General features: G+C 47.7%; 16 protein-coding genes and 6 tRNA genes. 13 read left to right on the top strand and 9 right to left on the bottom strand.

The features are described from left to right. Positions 1–101: 101 nt before the first annotated feature. Entirely contained in the window at positions 102–2,570 is a 2,469-nt protein-coding gene (locus BOC67_RS09550; protein WP_291909787.1) for a PQQ-binding-like beta-propeller repeat protein, read from the top strand. Positions 2,571–2,747: 177 nt separating this feature from the next. Here the strand turns inward: BOC67_RS09550 and BOC67_RS09545 are convergent. Both BOC67_RS09545 and BOC67_RS09540 read right to left on the bottom strand, forming a co-directional pair. Continuing rightward, positions 2,748–2,819: transfer RNA gene (locus tag BOC67_RS09545), tRNA-Met, on the bottom strand. A 152-nt stretch (positions 2,820–2,971) separates the two neighbouring features. Further along, positions 2,972–3,739: an NIPSNAP family protein gene (locus BOC67_RS09540; RefSeq protein WP_291909786.1), complete on the bottom strand. Its 768-nt coding sequence runs from the start codon at positions 3,737–3,739 to the stop codon at positions 2,972–2,974. 104 nt (positions 3,740–3,843) lie between these two features. Here BOC67_RS09540 and BOC67_RS09535 point away from each other — a divergent pair, with 104 nt between their 5' ends. After that, positions 3,844–4,953 (top strand): suppressor of fused domain protein, encoded by a 1,110-nt coding sequence (locus BOC67_RS09535; RefSeq protein ID WP_291909785.1) that lies wholly within the window; start codon positions 3,844–3,846, stop codon positions 4,951–4,953. 86 nt (positions 4,954–5,039) lie between these two features. On the opposite strand, the gene BOC67_RS09530 is transcribed toward BOC67_RS09535, so the two are convergent. The 6 genes from BOC67_RS09530 to dinB form a co-directional block, all read right to left on the bottom strand. Beyond that, on the bottom strand, positions 5,040–5,870 hold the full coding sequence (locus tag BOC67_RS09530) for an IS3 family transposase (protein WP_291909977.1): 831 nt from the start codon (positions 5,868–5,870) through the stop codon (positions 5,040–5,042). Further along, a complete protein-coding gene (locus BOC67_RS09525; protein WP_291909784.1) occupies positions 5,870–6,409 on the bottom strand; it encodes a helix-turn-helix domain-containing protein in 540 nt (179 codons plus the stop codon). Before BOC67_RS09525 ends, BOC67_RS09530 begins: the two co-directional genes overlap by 1 nt. A 125-nt stretch (positions 6,410–6,534) precedes the next feature. After that, positions 6,535–6,996, bottom strand: a complete 462-nt coding sequence (locus BOC67_RS09520) for an RES family NAD+ phosphorylase (protein WP_291909783.1) — start codon at positions 6,994–6,996, stop codon at positions 6,535–6,537. A 17-nt stretch (positions 6,997–7,013) separates the two neighbouring features. Then, a complete protein-coding gene (locus BOC67_RS09515; protein ID WP_291909782.1) occupies positions 7,014–7,457 on the bottom strand; it encodes an antitoxin Xre/MbcA/ParS toxin-binding domain-containing protein in 444 nt (147 codons plus the stop codon). Positions 7,458–7,497: 40 nt separating this feature from the next. Further along, positions 7,498–10,458: a DNA polymerase III subunit alpha gene (locus BOC67_RS09510; RefSeq protein WP_291909781.1), complete on the bottom strand. Its 2,961-nt coding sequence runs from the start codon at positions 10,456–10,458 to the stop codon at positions 7,498–7,500. Positions 10,459–10,517: 59 nt separating this feature from the next. Further along, positions 10,518–11,729: a DNA polymerase IV gene (dinB, locus tag BOC67_RS09505; protein WP_291909780.1), complete on the bottom strand. Its 1,212-nt coding sequence runs from the start codon at positions 11,727–11,729 to the stop codon at positions 10,518–10,520. A gap of 242 nt (positions 11,730–11,971) precedes the next feature. On the opposite strand from dinB, the gene BOC67_RS09500 reads away from it, so the two are divergent. Continuing rightward, complete coding sequence (locus tag BOC67_RS09500; protein WP_291909778.1) at positions 11,972–12,637, top strand: SdpI family protein; 666 nt, start codon at positions 11,972–11,974, stop codon at positions 12,635–12,637. Between the two features lie 103 nt (positions 12,638–12,740). Here BOC67_RS09500 and BOC67_RS09495 read toward each other — a convergent pair whose 3' ends face one another. Beyond that, on the bottom strand, positions 12,741–13,181 hold the full coding sequence (locus tag BOC67_RS09495) for a hypothetical protein (RefSeq protein WP_291909776.1): 441 nt from the start codon (positions 13,179–13,181) through the stop codon (positions 12,741–12,743). 113 nt (positions 13,182–13,294) lie between these two features. Between BOC67_RS09495 and BOC67_RS09490 the strand changes: the two genes are divergently transcribed. From BOC67_RS09490 to BOC67_RS09440, 10 genes are all read left to right on the top strand, one after another. Then, positions 13,295–14,047 carry a LexA family transcriptional regulator gene (locus BOC67_RS09490; RefSeq protein ID WP_291909774.1) on the top strand — a complete coding sequence of 251 codons (753 nt, stop codon included), beginning with the start codon at positions 13,295–13,297 and terminating at the stop codon, positions 14,045–14,047. A 1,365-nt stretch (positions 14,048–15,412) separates the two neighbouring features. Continuing rightward, the gene (locus tag BOC67_RS09480) at positions 15,413–15,739 is read left to right on the top strand and encodes a cupin domain-containing protein (RefSeq protein ID WP_291909773.1); all 327 of its coding nucleotides are present in this window, start codon (positions 15,413–15,415) and stop codon (positions 15,737–15,739) included. Positions 15,740–15,817: 78 nt separating this feature from the next. Next, on the top strand, positions 15,818–16,015 hold the full coding sequence (rpsU, locus tag BOC67_RS09475; protein WP_073083426.1) for a 30S ribosomal protein S21: 198 nt from the start codon (positions 15,818–15,820) through the stop codon (positions 16,013–16,015). A gap of 90 nt (positions 16,016–16,105) precedes the next feature. Beyond that, a complete protein-coding gene (locus tag BOC67_RS09470) occupies positions 16,106–17,044 on the top strand; it encodes a tyrosine-type recombinase/integrase (RefSeq protein ID WP_291909772.1) in 939 nt (312 codons plus the stop codon). A gap of 232 nt (positions 17,045–17,276) precedes the next feature. After that, positions 17,277–17,576, top strand: coding sequence for an HPF/RaiA family ribosome-associated protein (locus BOC67_RS09465; protein ID WP_073083428.1), 300 nt, complete (start codon positions 17,277–17,279; stop codon positions 17,574–17,576). Between the two features lie 256 nt (positions 17,577–17,832). Beyond that, positions 17,833–17,906: transfer RNA gene (locus BOC67_RS09460), tRNA-Thr, on the top strand. 73 nt (positions 17,907–17,979) lie between these two features. Further along, positions 17,980–18,061, top strand: a tRNA-Tyr gene (locus tag BOC67_RS09455). A 179-nt stretch (positions 18,062–18,240) separates the two neighbouring features. After that, a tRNA-Gly gene (locus tag BOC67_RS09450) sits at positions 18,241–18,313 on the top strand. Positions 18,314–18,336: 23 nt separating this feature from the next. Beyond that, positions 18,337–18,408: transfer RNA gene (locus BOC67_RS09445), tRNA-Thr, on the top strand. A gap of 111 nt (positions 18,409–18,519) precedes the next feature. Then, positions 18,520–18,596, top strand: a tRNA-OTHER gene (locus BOC67_RS09440). Positions 18,597–18,649: the final 53 nt, after the last annotated feature.

Genomic DNA, 18,649 nt, shown 5'->3' with positions numbered 1-18,649 from the left:
GTGTGAACCGGAAATGACCAACGGGGCATTCTACGCAGTACGCAGAAAATGTGCATCCGGGCGTTTACTGTTCACATACCCTCCCCCTTTTTATAATTACTATGAAGATACAGCTACTCGTTGCCGTACTGCTAAGCCTCGCAGGCAGTGCATCCGGACAGGGATTTTCCGGGAATGTTTACCATGATTTGAACCGCAATGGCATAAAGGATGCAGGAGAACCCGGGATTCAACATATCAGTGTTTCGGATGGGCGCCATGTGGTGAAAACGGACGTGGCAGGCAACTACCGCCTACCCGGCCACGCCCGGCAAAAGTTCATTTTTATCACTCCTGCCGAGGGGTTTAATTTCGTCACCAATTATTACCAGCCGATCGATTCAGGAAAAAGCAGTTACGACTTTGCGCTCTATCATACGGGGAAAGTTGCTGCCAGCAGCCGATTCGTAAGGATCACGGATACGGAAACCTATATGTACGGCGATTGGATCAATGAGGTGAAGCGCTTTGCGCGCAACGAAGCGGCGGACTTCATTGTACACACCGGGGATATTTGTTATGAAAAAGGGATGGAGTTCCACGCCCGGCAGATTAATTCGAAAACGATGGGGCTGCCCGTGTATTACTGCATAGGCAATCACGACCTGGTACGCGGGCCTTATGGCGAAGCGCTGTATGAATCTCTCTTCGGACCTGTATTTTATTCCTTTGAATACGGGAACACGCACTTTGTGGTAACGCCCATGGCTTACGGGGATTACAAGCCGTCGTACACGATCGATGATGTGTATGACTGGTTGCAAAACGATCTGGCCAATACCGATCCGTCAAAATCAGTGGTCGTGTTTAACCATGACCTGCTCACCTTCGGCAATGATTTTTCCATTAAGAATTCAAAGGGAGAAGTATTGGACCTTCACAGGCATAACCTGAAAGCCTGGATCTACGGGCACTGGCATTATAATTTCACGCACCGGCATGGCAACAGCGGTATTCGCAGCCTCTGCGCCGCGCCGGCCGCTGACGGAGGCATCGATAATTCCATTGCCAATTTTGAACTCGTGCAGGTGGATAAAGCCGGTATTACCGCCGTAACGCGCCGTTATAGTTATGTGGCCAATCACATCTCCCCCATAACCCCCACTGTAAACGGAATAGCATACAGGAATGGAAAAATACTAGTGAGCGCCAACGTGTATCAAACGGATGAATTGGTACAAGGCGTAAACTATAAAGTTTACAACAGGAAAGGCAACCTGCTGCAATCCTTATCCCTGCAGCCTTCCGGCGACTGGAACTGGAACGGGGAAATGGAGGCCGCACCGCTGAAGCCCTACCTGAAAGACAGCTGTTACAGTACTTTGGAGGCTACTTTACGCTCCGGCCGCATACTCTTCCGGCGGGATACGTTTGTGATGCAATCTCCTGCGGTGGTTAAACCATCGAAGGATAGCTGGACGCAGGTGCTTCAAAACCCGCAACGGACGCCGGTTACCAGGCCGGTAGATTTCAGCCGGCTGCAATTGATGTGGTCCGCCAACCTGGGTACGGCCGTTTGGAAGTCGTCCCCGATTGTGGAAAACGGCAAATTATACCTGGCCGCTATTGATGATGAAAACCTGGAAAAATGCGGTATCACCGCTATGGATGCCGCTACCGGTAAGGTTTTGTGGAGATATAAAACCAACAATTCTATAAAGCATAGTTTATCGTTGCAGGGTAACGTACTCCTTGGTACGGATGCAGAAGGCATCACCTATGCCCTGGACGCCGCCACAGGCAAGCTGTTATGGCAGCATGCCGGCCCAATGAAAGGCCTGCCGCCTTATAACTGTGCAGGCGTGGTGTTTGAGGATACGTACATCACCGGTACCGGCAACTTCCTCGAAGCCCTGGATATCAATACCGGAAATGCCCGCTGGACCAACACTTCCTGGAACGGGGGAGAGGCTACGCCCACGGCTATGACTATCTGGAACAACCTCCTCATTACCTCCAGCAACTGGAATCACCTGTTTGCGCATGACGCCCGTACCGGCCAGCTGCGCTGGAAAAGGAGCGACGGTGGCATCCGGTTCAGGAGCGGCACGCCGGCGGTGTTTGATAATAAATTATACGTGCAGGGTATTCGCATGCTGCACGTGCTAAACGAAGCAGGCAACACTATCGATAGTATAAAGGTGGATGCAGAGCTGAAAACGATGACTGCGCCTGCCTTCCGGAAGGACCAGGTATTACTGGCTACGGCAGCGGACGGCGTGCAGGCTTATACGTTAGGAACGGGAAACCTTGCCTGTGCCTTCAAACCCGCACAGGCATTGAGCTTTACGGCTCCTTACTCCCTGCCGCCGGCAGCAACGGTGGAAAGCACGCCGCTGATCAACGGGGATCGCGCTTTTGTAGCAGCGGCGGATGGCTGGCTGTACGTGCTCGACCTTAGCGCCAAAGGCAAGGTGGTGGCGAAGTTGGAACTGGGCGCACCCGTGTATGCGGATATGGCGTTGACGGGCGATATGTTATACGTAGCAGATTTTTCCGGGAATGTAAATGCATTTAGGTTGATTAAATAAACGAAGAGACGCCAATGCAATTTAGTCTCTGGTATAAACAACGAGGCGGAATTCATTCCGTCTCTTTTTTTTGTCTGATCCCGACCATGGCGGCAAACGCTTATGGGCTGCGGACCTCCCGGGATGGGACCAACGAAAAAAGGCTTTCAAGCGTCTGCTTAAAAGCCTTTCTTTTTGTAGCGAGGAGCGGATTCGAACCACTGACCTTCGGGTTATGAGCCCGACGAGCTACCTCTGCTCTACCTCGCAATGTGGTTGCAAATGTAGGCAAATAAATCAAACCACAAAAAATAGTGTTAAATTTTTTTTATCAATTCGTGAAATGATAAAAAATTACGCCTGCTGAAACCCTTTGCAGTAAAGCGTTTCCGATCGTATGAAAAATGCCGGAAAAATATTTTTTAAAAATCTGAATAGGCTGTCGGACGCACAAATATTATATCCTGATGTGATACATTGTGTGCGTATTCAGGCATTGCAGAAAGTTTTTTCCAGGCAGGATCTGCGCCAAACGACTTCCAGTGCGCGTCGCGGTCAGCTTTATTATTGAAGGTAGTCATGTACATCAGGTTCGGCATTTGGCTGCCGGCAATTACGCTACCGTAGAACACTGCATTGAAACCCAGGCGGCGGAAAATTTCTATCTCGCCTCCTTCATTGAACATCTTTACTTTATTGTGATGGTAGGCTTCCGTAGCGCTCTCGTAGCTGCGAAGCTCATACACCCTTTCTGATTTCGGACTGTTGAGCGCGGGCACTGCCATGGCAGGCATGTCCTTAAAAGCCAGCAGCAGTATAGATTCTACGCGACGGTAAGGCGCCGTTTCGTTGTAACCGCTCATAAAGGTAGAAGCGGCGCTGTTGTATGCGGCATCTTTTTCCAGCCTGGCGGGGAGTTGCGCCACCTGCTCCAGTGAGCTGAATGCGCTGAACACGTACACACGAAGATCGGCAGTATCCTGCGTGATAGGCTTAAACACGCCCACGCGGCTGATGCCCGCGCGATGTAAGGCCGGCAGGTAGGCTTGTTCCAGGTAATTATCCAGTGCAGCCTCCTGGGATGCATGAATGTGGTACACCCTGATCTGGTAATATTGTTGTTTATCCTTGCCTGTAGCGAAAAACGGCATCGCTATGCACCAGGTCAGCAACGCTAATAATGTTTTCATATCCGTGAATTTTGCCTGTCAAAATACAAAAAGAAGCGGGAGAATACCAACATTTCCCGCATCTGCAAGGATAGGCGTATATTAGCCGTTATAAATGGAAACTTATGTATAGCGAACCCGTAATGCTGATAGAAGAAGCGAACGACAGAGGTACCATGTATGCCATGGTAGAGCAGGATGACCGCACAGCATACTTTTATTTATACCCATCCGAAATCATGGGGAACCGTTTTAAACCCAGGCCCTGCTGGTTGCGCAATCTGCAACCCGCCCCTGAAAAGCGGGATACGGCCGCCATGGAAAATGGCGTAGCGCCCATGCTGGAAGCAAAATTTTGCAAATACCCTGAAGGCCAGGCCCCATTGGAAAAAGAACGCATCTCCTTTATATGGAATGCTGAAGGCGACGGCGCTGCCGTGCTGTACGATGAGGAGATCATCGGGATCATTCCCGGTTGGGGATTGTATATGGACAAGCCGCCGGCTTATGCCGCCGCCTGTGCAGACAGTGACGATCACAGCATCACCTTCCCCATGGGAACACCGGATACCAACGTGCAATACCGCAAGTTCCTGGATGCGGCTGAGTTCTGGGGCAGCTGGCACGATGAAACCAATCCGCAATGGCCCGCTATCCAGTCCGCTTTCCTGGACGCCTATACGAAAGTCTTCGGCCCGGATCAGGCTTACTACGCCATTGACGGCAACAAGTGGCCGCCTATGGCAATGGCTAAATTTGAAAAAGATGACATCGTTTATTTCCTGACCCTGGGAATGAGCATCCGCCCTATGCCCTGGGTGGACTTCCTGTATAGCGAGAACGCCAATGCCTATCACCGTGCGGAACTGGCGCTGGCTATGGACAAAAAAGTTTTTACGGACGAACAGATCATGCAGGTGGCGCAGATACTGTCCGGCCTGGCAGACAGGCCATGGAGGTTCGTTACCTGGCTGGGGGAAGGGCATACCGTGTCGTCCGGCGCGCTGCAACCGCCCTACGAGAGCCTTGTTCTCTCGTCCGCCCTCTATAACGGGCCGGCCATAGATATGCCGCAAATGTATGGGGACAAGGTGAACCTCTACTGGTGTGTGCCTATTACCTTCGAGGAGCGCAACTTTGCGCACAGCAAGGAAAACGGCGGGTACGACCTGCTGGAAAAAATGATCGGGGAAGGCAGTAATCACATTGTCGGGAACCGGACTCCGGTCGTGTAGCCGGGCCGTAATAATAGGAACTGATAGAAAAAAACAGGGGTGTATCAATGAAGTGAACCCAAAACCTTAGACAAAAGGTTATATAATTAAGCGGCTTGAGTTCGGTATTGTACTGGACTCAGGCCGTTCAGTTTTAGTTTTATTCTGTCGTGATTATAGTAATCAATGTATTTAACTATGCTTCGTTTTAGAGACTCTACTGAATCAAATTTTTCAAGATAGAGTAGTTCAGACTTAATAATACTGAAAAAGTTCTCCATTACAGCATTATCGAGGCAATTTCCTTTTCTGGACATGCTTTGCTTTATTTTATTCTCTTTTAGTTTTTCCTGATATTGTCTCATTTGATATTGCCAGCCCTGGTCAGAATGAAGGATTGGCCGGGCCTTTTCCGGAAGCTTTGTAATCGCCTTTTCCAACATACTCATTACTTGGATAAAGGTTGGCCTAAAAGAGAGATTATAGCTAATAATCTCGCCATTATAGAGATCCAATATTGGAGATAGATAAAGCTTTTTACCTGCAACACTAAATTCTGTAACATCTGTAACCCATTTCTTAAATGGCTTTCTAGCCTCAAAATTACGTTGCAGTAGGTTTTTAGCAATCTTACCTGTCTTACCCTTATATGACTTATATTTCTTTATTCTAACCAGACTTTTAAGACCTGATTTGTGCATGAGTCTTAATACCTTTTTATGATTTATGGTCAGACCTCTTTGCTTCAATGTCATAGTGATGCGTCTATAACCGTATCGGCCTTTATGCTGATGATATATGTCTTTTATGGCTGCTGTAATAGTGGCCGATTTATCTGGTTTCTGGAGCTGCCTGAGGTAATAATAGAAGGTACTCCTCGCCATCGTGGCAACTTTTAACAATAGTTCCTGATTGTGATCCCGCCTTAATTCCTGGATTACTTTTGCGATTTGAGCCCCGTTGTGGCCTGCTTCTCCTCTTGAATTAAGGCGTCTAACTTTTTTAGGAACGCATTTTCTGCTCGTAAATATTCATTCTCCTTCTGTAAGGCTAACAGTTTGGCCTCTGCATCGCTAGTAGATTTGACAACTTTATTCTTACCTTTCTTTGCCATAATTGATTTGCGCCCTCTGGTTTCAACTAGCAACCCCTTAGCCCCTAATTCTTTATATTTTTTAAGCCACAAGCCAACAGTACAATCCTGTGGTACTCCAAAAAAGGCTGCTGTTTGCGTTAAAGATAATTGTTTTTTGAGCATGTATTGAATTACCCGGACTTTAAACTGACCGCTATATCGACCTGCCGACCGATCAAAAACTGCTCCACCGTGATGACGATAAAGATTTACCCACCGTAGGATCACTGTATCCGTTGTTCCGATTTTAACCGCAGCTGAACAACAGGACTCTTTTCCTGATATAACTGCCTTGACTATTATTAACTTTTGCGATGAACTGTATTTTATTCTTTTATCCATAAAAGTGCCCCCAAAAAGTGTCTAACTTTTTGGGGGCACTTCAATTTTGATACACCCTTTTTATTTTTCCTGAGTTGCTTTTTACGGTATTTGTTCAGTGTGTACTGTTCCCGGTTTACGCTTGTTTATGATCTCCCGAGCCGTTGATCAAACTGGAATGGCTGGGTTTTTCTTACGAGTATTTCCGCAGCTTCCGGGTGCTCCGGGTTGATGAGAAAGTTATATTCATCCGCAATGATGACGGAAGGGATTTTCAGTACGGGGTATTTCGCCGTTTCAATCCATTCATCCCCGATACACTGCAGTTCCGGCAACGGCGTCAGCGACTGCCAGTTGGCCGGCAGCTCTTCCGGGGTAAGGGTTTTGATCCCGATATTATCCGGGATATGAATCGCTGCAATGCAAAAATCCTGTATGATATTTTTCAGTGGTATGTGTACCAATACCTCCAGGGCAGCAAGCGCACGGGAGCCTGCCGTGTACACAATGGAGTGCCCTTTGCTGTTCCAGCGGCCGCCATACAGGCGCGCGCCGGTTCCGCTCAGGTCATTGATGTAAGCGCACTTACTGATCCTGTAAACGTCCATGAGAAAAAAGTTAATAGCTATGCAAACAAACCATGTTCAATCCGGCCCAGTTCATCCTGGATGAGCTGAAACCCGAAAGTGGTGTCTAATAGCGAAATAGGGAGTTGATAGTTGAAGGATGGCAGCGGTGTGCGCATCCATTCCTTGAAGTTTTCGAGGTCGCCGAATACTTCGGCCCCTCTCTGGTAAAGCGCGGAAAGCATAATGGCCCGCTCGCTCGTGTCCAGCGATAATTTGGCATCGTCCGCATAACGTTGTAAGGTACGCTCAGATATATGTACCACCTGCGCCAGCTCCGTTAAGGAAAAAGATATCTGCCTGCTCAGGTTTAATAAAGCTCTTTTAATAACGCCACTTCTGGACAACGCGATGAAATCAAAGTATCCGGTACCCGGGCCCACGTGGTCCGCCTGAATCAGCAGCGCATTTTCCTGTGCCTGGTATCCTTTAAAATTTTGCATAATCCGACATTTGTCACAAAAATAAGGATTTTTGTCGTAATTACTGCGCTTTATCCTCAAAATAGCCGATTTTCCGCATCTGGCTGATTTCCAACGTAATAACTCCGTACTCTGACACCACCCGGCCCTGTAGCTGGTAAAAACCGCCTTTCTGGAAAGGGTATTGGCGCAAACTGTCCGGAAAATGGACGGTATCGATGAACTGGTCTTCCGCATCCAGGAAAGTACCGAAACACATGGGCTCTCCCCGGGAGGTCCGCAACATCTTCATCGTCACATAATACCCCAGGGCAATCACCTCTTTCCCTATGTATTTCGGGAAGTCGCGGGCAAGGATATAGGCCGACTGGTTATGCTGCAATATGCTGAAGGGCGATTGCAACGGAAAGCCCAGCAGGTCGATCTCATCAAATGCATCCTCGTGGGTATGGTAACTGAGCTGGGGCAGGGTACAGTCTACCGGTGCAGGTTTGAATAAGGGGAGATGGTGGATCTGCTTTACTTCCCTGCCGCGTACCAGCAGGCTGCCTTTCCAGAGCAATTCCTTTTTCGTATAGCCGGTGAAGTTAAAGCAGCCGATACGGATCAGGATTTCCAGTTGTTCCGGCCCGGGGCCTATCCGCTCTACAAAATCTTCCAGGTGCAGGTAGGGGCCGTAATCCTTCCGCTCCGTCAGTATCCGCTCTGCCAGCGCCTGTTCCAGTCCTTCGATGTGGATAAGTCCCACATATACATCCTTGCCTTTAATGTTGGTCACATAGTCGCTATGATTGATGCAAGGCGCATGCAGCCGGACGCCCGTTTGTTTCAGCTGGTTGAAATACAGTTCCCTGCTGTAAAAGCCTCCGAAATTATTGATCACCGCCACCATAAACTCTGCCGGGTAATAGGTTTTCAGGTACAGGCTCTGGTAGCTTTCCACCGCAAAGCTGGCGGAGTGGGCTTTTGAGAAGGAGAAGTTGGCGAAGCTGGCAATCTGCCGCCATACTTCCTCGCTCACATGCCGGGGATGCCCTTTGGCATCGCAGTTCCGGAAAAATCGCAGTTGTATCTGTTCCAGGTCTTTATATCCCCTGTATTTCCCTGCCATGGCCCTGCGCAGCCGGTCGGCATCCGCCAGTTCCATATCGGCGAACTTATGCGCCACTTTAATCACGTCCTCCTGGTACACCATGATGCCAAAAGTTTCTTTCAGCAGCTCTTCAATAACCGGATGCAAATATTGCACGCTATCAGGATTATTATACCGCTCAATATATTGTTTCATCATGCCGGACTGCGCTACCCCGGGGCGGATGATGGAGCTGGCGGCTACCAGCGACCGGTAGTTGTCGCACCGCAGCTTGGTGAGCAATTGCCGCATGGCCGGCGATTCTATATAGAAACACCCGATGGTATTTACATTCCGCAGGTTGTGCTTCACCTGTTCGTCTTTCATGAAGGCCTGCACCTGGTGGATGTCTATATCCACGCCGTGGTTCTGTTTGATCAGGTCAATGGCGTCACGGATATGCCCCAGTCCGCGCTGACTCAGGATATCGAATTTATACAGCCCGATGGCTTCCGCCTGGAACATGTCCAGCTGCGCCGTGCTGAAGCCTTTCGGCGGAAAGTAGGTCGTGCAGTAATGATGGATGGGTTCATCGCTGATGAGTATGCCGCCGGCATGAATGCTGAGATGGTTGGGAAAGGATTTCTCCTGGTTGTCCATCAGCTGGCAAAAGTGCAGGATTTTGCGTTGTATGTTGTCTTCATTCAGCTGGATGGTTAGTCCGCCGGTAAGTATCCGGTCTATCTCCTTCTTGGGCAGCCCGTATGCCTTCCCCAGCTCGCGTATGATCGCATGCGTCTGAAACGTGGTCACCGTACCGAGTAACGCAGTATGTTCTGCGCCATATTTATCAAAAATATATTCAGTAATGGTATCTCTGTCTTTCCAGGAGAAGTCGATATCGAAGTCCGGCGGCGAACTGCGGTGCAGGTTCAGGAACCGTTCAAAATACAGGTCCAGTTCAATGGGGTCCACATCCGTGATCCGCAGGCAGTAGGCGACTATGGAATTGGCGCCGCTGCCCCGGCCTACATAAAAGAATTTTCTTTCCTGTGCAAAGCGGATAATATCCCAGGTAATGAGGAAGTAGGATTCAAAGTTTAGTTTGGCGATGATATCCAGTTCCTTTTCTATCCTTTCCCGTGCCTGTTCCAGTTCATCCGTCTGGCCATACCGGTGGATCATTCCTTCGAAGGCCAGGTCCCGCAGGAGTTGGCGGTCTTCTTCAATGCTGCCGGAAAATATTTTTTTATTGCGGGGGATGCCCATTTGCATCTCCACTTCACAGGCATCGAGTACGGCCAGTGTGTTCTCTACGATATGCGGGTATTGTTCAAAGTGCGCTACCAGGTCTGCCGGGTGTATGAACATTTCGTCCGGCGCGGCAATAGTATCGGGCGTTAGCTGGGAGATGAGGATGTTTTGGTCAATAGCCCGGAGTACCTGGTGCAGTTCATAATGCAGTTCATCCTGGAAGGTGACCGGTTGCATGATCACCAGTTTTTTCCGGATGGCGAGGGTATCCACCCTGAACAGTTTATTGATATCGCGCACGCTTACGCCGAGGAGTTCATGCTCGTGTAATGCAAGCGGGTCCTGCGTTCCCCAGGGATAGATAACGAAGGTATCCGGCAGCAGCGGCGCTCTTTCCGGGAAAGGCTCCTCTGTATGCAGCTTATGGGAAAGGAATTTATTGATATGGAACCATCCCTGCTGATTCTTTGCCAGCAACAGGTAGCAGCGGGTATGTTCATTCCTGCATTCCACGCCCAGTACGGGTTTGATATCATGCTTCCGGCATTCGGTTACAAAGGTCCATGCATCGGAAGTGATGTTGATGTTGGTAAGCGCCAGCGTGGTGATACCCAGCTGTCTTGCCTGCTCCACCAGTGTTTCCACGTGCATGGTGCCGTATCGTAAGCTAAAAAATGTTTTACAGTTCAGGTACATATGCTGTTTTGTCGCCTTTTTATTTACTTAGTTGCCTTAACAATGGATGAAAAGCCGTGCTATACCTTGAAATAGGGGGTGATTTCTTTTTTCCTGCTCAGGTGCTTTTTGTCTGGTGGGATTACATTGGTGCCTTTCATTAAGAACTCCCAGCCGAACCTGTTTTTGATCTGGTCTATGGCCTGGTAGAGCGCAATCATTTCCTGGCTGTCGTCGAAGAGGCTGATCTGGTAGTTGCCTTGTACGAGGTGGCTGAACCGTACGCCGATGAGGCGTACCAGCAGCCGGCGGTCATAGAGTTTTTTAAAAAGCTCCTTTACTTTTTCCAGGAGTATATGGTCGGAGCAGGAGTAGGGGATGGTCATCTGCTTGGTAACGGTTTCAAAGTCCGAATACCGGATTTTTACCGTGATGCAGCCGGTAAGTTTATTTTGTTGCCGGAGTTCAAACGCAATTTTTTCTGTCATGCGTACCAGTTCCGCATGCATGAAGTCCATATCGATGGTATCTGCGGGGAAAGTACTTTCCGTTGAAATAGATTTCTGTTCATAGTAGGGGATGACGGGGGTTTCATCTATCCCGTTGGCCTTTTTCCAGAGGGAGATGCCGTGTTTTCCCATCCAGGCTTCCAGCAGGGATACCGGCACTTCGCTGAGCGTTTTTACGGTTTCTACGCCGCGCCGGCGCAGTTGTGCGGCGGTTTCTTTTCCCACCATAGGTATTTTTTCAATTTTCAGGGGGGCGAGAAATGATTTTTCCTCCCCGAAAAGTATCTCGAGCTGGCCATTGGGTTTCGCTTCGTCGGTGGCGACTTTGGAAACCAGCTTATTGGAGGCCAGTCCGAAAGAAATGGGCAGTCCTGATTCTTTCATAATGGTTTTCCTCAGCTCGGAGGTCCATTTCAGGGAACCGAAGAATTTATCCATGCCGCTGATGTCTATATAAAATTCATCGATGGATGATTTTTCGTAAAGCGGGGCTTTTTCGGCAATGATCTCCGTCACTTCCCGGGATTTGTTGCTGTATGCCTCCATGTCGCCGCTGCGTACGATGGCGTGCGGACAAAGGCGCAGGGCCGTTTTCATGGGCATGGCGGAGTGAATGCCGTAACGTCTGGCTTCGTAACTGCAGGCGGATACCACGGCCCGGTCGCTGCTGCCGCCTACGAGTAATGGCTTTCCTATCAGGCTGCTGTCCTGCTGGCATTCCACCGAAACAAAGAAGCAGTCAAGGTCGAGATGCGCAATGGCGCGTTGTTGCAACGATAGCATAACACAAGTTTTTGAATGAGTCTGTTTATGCAAGCAGAGGGGTAGTGGTTAACACCGCGATTGATGCGGAATTCAAAGATACTAATATTTTTAGTTTTACTAAAATTATTAGTAAAATAATCGGGGTGCTGAAGAGATTTCGTAATTTTACAACATATCGGGCATACAATCTGTAATATGTCAAGCATATGAGAATGAGGTAAAAGGAAATTGTGAATATTCATCCTTTAAAGCATGTTCCTATGACAAAAACGGATTATCGCAAAGAGCTTCTTCTCCTGGCCCTCCTCGTGGCCCCGCTCATTTACCTGGGCCTTATCTGGCAATCGCTACCGGACGTTTTTCCTGCAGCCCTGAATGATACGGTACAGCAGCAGATCCAGACCAAAAGCGACTTCCTGCTGTTAATGATATTTGTATTTCTCACGAATGGATTGTTGTATGCACTGTTTCGCTATCTGCCACGTACGGACGGAGAGGAGGTAAGCGATCCGGAAGCCATGCGGCATGAATATTACCGGGTGCGGTTTGTGATGCAGCTGGCGCTCACGGCGATGAGCTGCCTCATTATCCTGATGGTGCAAACAGGGCATTCCTATGCCATGGAACGCTGGGCGTTTATCGGAATAGGGCTGGCCATCGCAGGCATTGGCCTCTACCTGAGAAACCTGCAACCCAATAATTATGTAGGGATACGCACCCCGTGGACACTGCGCAGCGCCGCCATCTGGAAGGAAACGCACCGGTTTGCCAGCATCCTGTGGACGGCCGCCGGCATCGTGTTCATTGCGGGGGCCTTCTTCATGTCGCTCATTACGGGGATATTCGTTATATTTGCTGCATCAATGATACTGCCGGTACTGCCCTACATCTACTCCTTCAGACAGTACAACGAGGACAAGGGCTAACGGTAAACACGCAACGTTGCTTAAATAGTGGTCAATTCATAAAAAAGAAATGGCGGCTCCTGACAGGGGCCGCCATTATTATTTGGAGTATATCTTCAAGGGATTAGATCCAGCCGCGCTGGCCTTTTGTCATAATCATTGCTACCATGATAATAATAAGGATCATCGCGATACTGTAGAAATTCAGCGCCAGTTTGTGTTTTTTAACCGCGTCTGTAGCTTTCTTTACTTTGGATTTACCAATGTGAACCAACGCAATGGCAACGATTGCCAGCGTTTCATGTTCCACAGTGAATAAACGCAGTACGCCGTCTTTCATAGCTGCTCCCATATCTGCACGGGCTGCAGTTACCAGCGGACTGGTAAAGAAAAGAATGATACCTACCAGTAATTGGATATCACAGGCGATCATAAAGAAAAGACCTGCCTTATTATCTGCAGCGGTGAACGGAGTTTTGCCTGAAACACCTTTGTAAGCACGGATTACGGCCCATATTCCGGTGAGCAGTACCGCCCATCTCAAAATGGAATGTACAAGTAACATAATTAGTTAAATTGATTAATCCGGGCAAAAATAAGTCTTGGCCGCCAGATATATTTGGTAAATGATAAAAATATTTGCTAATTTTGTTAGCAAGGTACTAAATAATTTAGGTTATGTCCGTAGTATGCCAGAATTTGAAATATCTGCGTAAGCAAAAAGGCTGGACGCAGCAAGAATTTGCCGACAAGCTCGGTATCAAGCGTTCCCTGCTCGGCGCATATGAAGAAGAGCGTGCGGAACCAAGAACGGAAGTGCTGGAACAGGTCAGCGACATGTTCCGCGTATCCATTGATGATCTGCTGCGAAGAGATCTCAGTTCACAGAAAGACAGCTACCTGGAAAAACGCCGTCAGCAAAAGCTGGGCAGCAACAGGCAGTCTATCACTTTTGTGCCTGTGAAAGCCGCCGCAGGTTACCTAGCTGGATACAACGATGAAGAGTTCATCGAAGAGCTGAACACTTTCACGCTGCCTATGCTGGGCGCAGGAGATTACCGTGCATTTGAAATCGCGGGGGACTCCATGCTGCCGGTTCCTTCAGGTTCCGTTATCGTTTGTCATAAGATCGACGGCTGGGACGATATCAAGAATAACGAAACCTACGTGGTAGTTACCTCCCGCGGCGGTATCGTATTTAAAAGAGTGCAGAAGAGCAACCGGGCCAAATCCAAAATCACACTGGTATCCGACAACGAACAGTTTGAACCTTATTCCGTAGAAATGGAAGATGTACTGGAACTCTGGCAGTCAGATGCAGTCATCAGCAAGTCCAGCCAGCAAAGCCGGATGAGCGTCAACCACCTGGCCGATATGGTGAGCCAGCTGCAAGACCAGGTTAGCCTGCTCAAAAAGAAAATTAAAGATTAATGCAGCGCAGCTTTAAGAGCTGCGCTACTCCCCGGAAAGGGTAGCGTATTCCTGTGGATTTACACAGGGACGGGATTTGTACTGTCTTGAGCTAATTGTAGGGCTTGGGGTTAATAGCAGTTTGATTGCGCGACCATGCCATACAATGCCGGCCTGCCGGCAATTCCGCCGGTATAGTATTCTTTATTGGTCAGGTTATCGAGTTTCAGGCCTATCCTGTAGCGTTTCACGTCATAGAAAACGGATGCGCCGAGTACAGTATAGGACCCGTGAGCTGTATTGATATTGCGGCGGTTCGGCCTGTATCCGGGCCGGTATTCCCTGATCGCTATACCTCCACCCCTGGGATAAGCGCATTCCTACAATAGTACTGCGGGAACTATCCTCGTAGTCTTTATCTGCGGGAATGGCCTGGTTCCCCTATTGCCAGCTCATTCCCGCTTCCTTGTTTCCGGATTTTTCCTACGTTTCCGAGAACAACACCCCACAGTATGCCGGTTGCCTGATGATCAGGGTAGTTAGCAGTTAGTACCGTGACCATGCGGTAACCGCAGCTGAGGGGAATTAACAGGCCTCGTAATGGAAAAACCACCAATACCCAACTTACTGATTCAAAGTGATTAGTACTTGCAGCCTGTTCAGGTGGCTGACGGGGAAATAAGGCGAAGGGTCCTTTTCTGGTTAGTGCAGGTAAGACTGCCTGGGAAGTTCACCGGGAATGCGGTAGAAAGCCGTCATTTGGTTATTGTAAGTAAGCCCGCTGTGTAAACTAGCGGGAAATACGGTAAAAGGCCGTTTTTGGGTTATTATGGGTAAGCTCACCGGAAAAACCACCGATTGTCCCGGTAAGCCTGTCTTTCTGGTTAATATCAGTAAGACTACATGGGAAATTCCACCGGTTATCCTGGCAAAGCCCGTCATTCTGGTTAATATCAGTAAGACCATATGTGCAATCCCACCGGTTTCCCGGTAAGCCCGTTTTTCTGGTTAATATCAGTAAGCCCACATGGGAAATCCCACCGGTTATCCTGGCAAAGCCTGTCTTCCTGGTTTTTACAGGTAAGACTACCGGTTTCCCGGCAAAAGCCCGCCTTTTGTGTTAATATCCATAAGACCACATGGGTTATCCCGCCTTCTGGCTATTACAGCAAGCCCACCCCGGCAAGACCTCACCTACCCCCCAACCAGATACCGCCCCGCCTTTTTACATCCGCCTGACCGGTACACAAAGGCACAAGTCCATGCAGCCACTGCAGCCCTGAGCCTTTGTGTACCGCGGTACTTTCGCACCAACCTTTGGCCGTTCGCACGAAAATTCCTAATTTAAATGACAATTTCCGATCCGATCACCCAAATTGTCTGCCCATGAGGTTTCATGTATCGCTGGCCGAAGCATTGCAACAACTGCAGAAAAGTGAAGACGACTTTGCCGTTCTATTCGAACACGGCAGTATGAGAGGAATCATTTTCAGACCGGAAGACATCGACGACCAGGAGCCCCATCTCCAGGATGAAATATATATAGTCCTGAAAGGGAGCAGCGATTTTACCCTGGAAAATAAAACGGTGAAGGTGGGTCCGGGCGACTTCCTCTTCGTTCCCGCAGGAGCTGAACACAGATTCACTAACTTTACAGCCGATTTGCTACTCTGGGTCATTTTCTACGGAGAAGAAGGGGGAGAGGAAGATTAAAGGCAAAAAATATCCAACCTTTTTGTTTTTCCGGAATATTATGCTATCTTTGCGTTCCTAAAAATAAGAGGCAAAATTATGTTGATAATTGATTCTAAAGATTGCGAAAACATAGACAAGGCGCTGAAAAAGTACAAAAAGAAATTTGAGAAAGCTCGCATCCTGCTGCAACTCAGATCACGCCAGTCTTTTACCAAACCATCTGTTAAACGCCGTACTGAAGTACTGAAAGCGGTTTACAAACAACAGCTGGCTTCTGGTAAAATTGAAGGATAATATCCTTTTGCTAATTTAGCTTAGAGCAACTCAAAATATTTGATGATTGTAAGGTTATTTGATAACTTTACAATCATCAATCTTTTTGTGTTGAATCAAGAGCTATATTCCTTATCCGAGCGCTTTTTAACCTATCTGCAGCTCGAGAAACGATACTCAGTCCATACCTGCACTGCCTATCGTAATGACCTGACCCAATTCCTCGACCATATTACCACTACTTATGGTCGCACCCTCCTCGGTGATATTTCCCATGTAATGATCCGCGACTGGCTGGCTTCCCTGATGGAAAATGCCATGACCGCCAAAAGCGTCAACAGGAAAATCTCCACCCTTAAATCATTTTTTAAATACTGTCTGCTGCAATCGCTCATCACCCAGTCGCCCATGGTGAAAGTGATCGCGCCCAAAATCAAGAAACGCCTGCCCGGCTTTATTGATGAAAAAGGTATGCGCGCCCTGGAAGAAAACCGCAGTCCCGTGTCCACCACTTCGCTGCATATTTTCTCCAACGATTTCGAAGGCAGAACACATCAGCTGATATTTGAAGTGTTTTACCAGACAGGCCTCCGTTTGTCCGAACTGATAGCGCTGGAAGAATTTAAAATAGACAAAAGGAACCTCACCATTAAAGTAATGGGGAAGGGGGGTAAGGAGAGAATCATACCCATCTCCGCCTCACTGGCCGCGCAAATTGAGCATTATCAAACGGAAAAACGAGCCGGCTTTGAAACCTTCGAGGAAGGGGTCTTATTTGTACACCCGCAGACAGGCCGAAAACTATATCCCAAATACGTGTACCTGATGGTGCGCAAATACCTCAGCGAACATCAGATCACCACGCTGAAAAAGAAAAGTCCGCATATACTCCGCCATACATTCGCCACGCACCTCACCAATAACGGTGCGGATCTGAACGCGGTGAAGGAGCTGTTGGGGCATTCATCACTGGCAGCTACACAGGTCTATACGCACAATACAATAGAGAAATTAAAGAAGGTTTATCAGCAGGCGCATCCCAAGGCGTAGACAAAATCCATTACATATTACAGAAACTGCAATAAAAGGCCTGTTTGGGGCGGTTTTGGCTAGTTTGAGCACGGCAAAATTTCATTTTAACAAAATATTACGCGGTATAGATGCGGTGAATAGATAAAGTGAGTATATTAGAGTAAGTAGAACTTCATACTGAAAGAGAATGCCTATGGCCAAGCATTACCCCTTAGTATATAGATTGTTAAATATTTAAAAAATTAGTGCTATGAACGTTCAAATTCAAACAGTGCATTTCGATGCTGACTCAAAACTGATTGATCATGTGACAAGAAAGATTCAGAAATTGAATACGTTTCATGATCGGATAGTAAGCGTGGATGTTTTTCTAAAATTGGACAATTTAGCGCATCAGATAAAGGATAAGATTGCGGAGATCCGTGTACGAATACCGCGGCAGGACTTATTTGTAAAGCACGAATCAAAATCATTTGAACTCTCATTTGACATGGCCTTTGAAAGCCTGATAGAACAGGTGAAACGTAAGAAGGAGAAAAAAATTCAATAATTTTTTCAAATAATTTTGGAAATATCAATTCCTTTGCTACCTTTGCCATCCCGATTCGAAAAGGGGTCGGTAAAAGGTAGCAAAGTTCTTTATAGCAGGGCGTTTTAGCGGAAACAAATAAATTTTTCATTATTTGTAAGAAACTAAAAAAAAGATTTGGAGAAATAAAAAATTCACTTAATTTTGCGCTCTCTTTCAACGAGTTACTTACTCCACAGAACGAGTTACCGAATTGAAAGAATGTTTTTTGAAAGATGCCAGCATAGCTCAGTTGGCCAGAGCTACTGATTTGTAATCAGTGGGTCGGGGGTTCGAATCCCTCTGCTGGCTCATCGTTTTGGTTAAGTTATCCGGTTCACTAACGGTAACCGGATAACGAAAATCAAATCCAAAAATTAAGTTAGGGCAGGTTCCAGAGTGGCCAAATGGGGCGGACTGTAAATCCGCTGTCTACGACTTCATAGGTTCGAATCCTATCCTGCCCACAGAACGGCGTGTTCCGCCTTTGCCTTTGCAGAGGCGGAACATAGTTGTGAATGGAAGGTGAGTAATTCAGAAGTTGGACACACCGGTGATACAACAGCCTTTATGTTCTTTAATTTATTTCTATAATTCATTAACAGGAATGATTTCACTGTTATTCCATGTGAAGTGAGTTATTAATGCGGGAGTAGCTCAGTTGGTAGAGCGACAGCCTTCCAAGCTGTAGGTCGCGGGTTCGAACCTCGTCTCCCGCTCGCATTAATTTGCAATTTTTCAAGCTGTTGTAGCTCAGGGGTAGAGCACTTCCTTGGTAAGGAAGAGGTCGAGAGTTCAATTCTCTTCAACAGCTCAGAATTTTTTTGAAGAATAGTTGTAGTGAGTAGTTAAGTCGCATCAACAACTCCATAAAATTCGAATTTCGGGATTCGAATTTATTAATTCCCTCTCCGAAATTAAACTTAGCGTTGTAGCTCAATGGAAGAGCGTCCACTGAAACATTTCTGCGGAAGGCAATGAGTTCAATTCTCATCAACGGTACAAGTTTGTAAATCGTGTTTTAAAAACAACTATCAATACAATCTTTACAAACC

The sequence above is a fragment of the Chitinophaga sp. CB10 genome (assembly GCA_001870995.2).
In the GTDB taxonomy this organism is placed as follows: Bacteria; Bacteroidota; Bacteroidia; order Chitinophagales; family Chitinophagaceae; genus Chitinophaga.
This window is presented reverse-complemented; position numbering and strand designations above follow the sequence as displayed.

What these genes read in the sequence shown, in the direction of transcription:
- BOC67_RS09550 (WP_291909787.1), top strand. Translation starts at nt 102, where the DNA reads ATGAAGATACAGCTACTCGTTGCCGTACTGCTAAGCCTCGCAGGCAGT.
- BOC67_RS09540 (WP_291909786.1), bottom strand. Translation starts at nt 3,739, where the DNA reads ATGAAAACATTATTAGCGTTGCTGACCTGGTGCATAGCGATGCCGTTT.
- BOC67_RS09535 (WP_291909785.1), top strand. Translation starts at nt 3,844, where the DNA reads ATGTATAGCGAACCCGTAATGCTGATAGAAGAAGCGAACGACAGAGGT.
- BOC67_RS09525 (WP_291909784.1), bottom strand. Translation starts at nt 6,409, where the DNA reads ATGGATAAAAGAATAAAATACAGTTCATCGCAAAAGTTAATAATAGTC.
- BOC67_RS09520 (WP_291909783.1), bottom strand. Translation starts at nt 6,996, where the DNA reads ATGGACGTTTACAGGATCAGTAAGTGCGCTTACATCAATGACCTGAGC.
- BOC67_RS09515 (WP_291909782.1), bottom strand. Translation starts at nt 7,457, where the DNA reads ATGCAAAATTTTAAAGGATACCAGGCACAGGAAAATGCGCTGCTGATT.
- BOC67_RS09510 (WP_291909781.1), bottom strand. Translation starts at nt 10,458, where the DNA reads ATGTACCTGAACTGTAAAACATTTTTTAGCTTACGATACGGCACCATG.
- dinB (WP_291909780.1), bottom strand. Translation starts at nt 11,729, where the DNA reads ATGCTATCGTTGCAACAACGCGCCATTGCGCATCTCGACCTTGACTGC.
- BOC67_RS09500 (WP_291909778.1), top strand. Translation starts at nt 11,972, where the DNA reads ATGACAAAAACGGATTATCGCAAAGAGCTTCTTCTCCTGGCCCTCCTC.
- BOC67_RS09495 (WP_291909776.1), bottom strand. Translation starts at nt 13,181, where the DNA reads ATGTTACTTGTACATTCCATTTTGAGATGGGCGGTACTGCTCACCGGA.
- BOC67_RS09490 (WP_291909774.1), top strand. Translation starts at nt 13,295, where the DNA reads ATGTCCGTAGTATGCCAGAATTTGAAATATCTGCGTAAGCAAAAAGGC.
- BOC67_RS09480 (WP_291909773.1), top strand. Translation starts at nt 15,413, where the DNA reads ATGAGGTTTCATGTATCGCTGGCCGAAGCATTGCAACAACTGCAGAAA.
- rpsU (WP_073083426.1), top strand. Translation starts at nt 15,818, where the DNA reads ATGTTGATAATTGATTCTAAAGATTGCGAAAACATAGACAAGGCGCTG.
- BOC67_RS09465 (WP_073083428.1), top strand. Translation starts at nt 17,277, where the DNA reads ATGAACGTTCAAATTCAAACAGTGCATTTCGATGCTGACTCAAAACTG.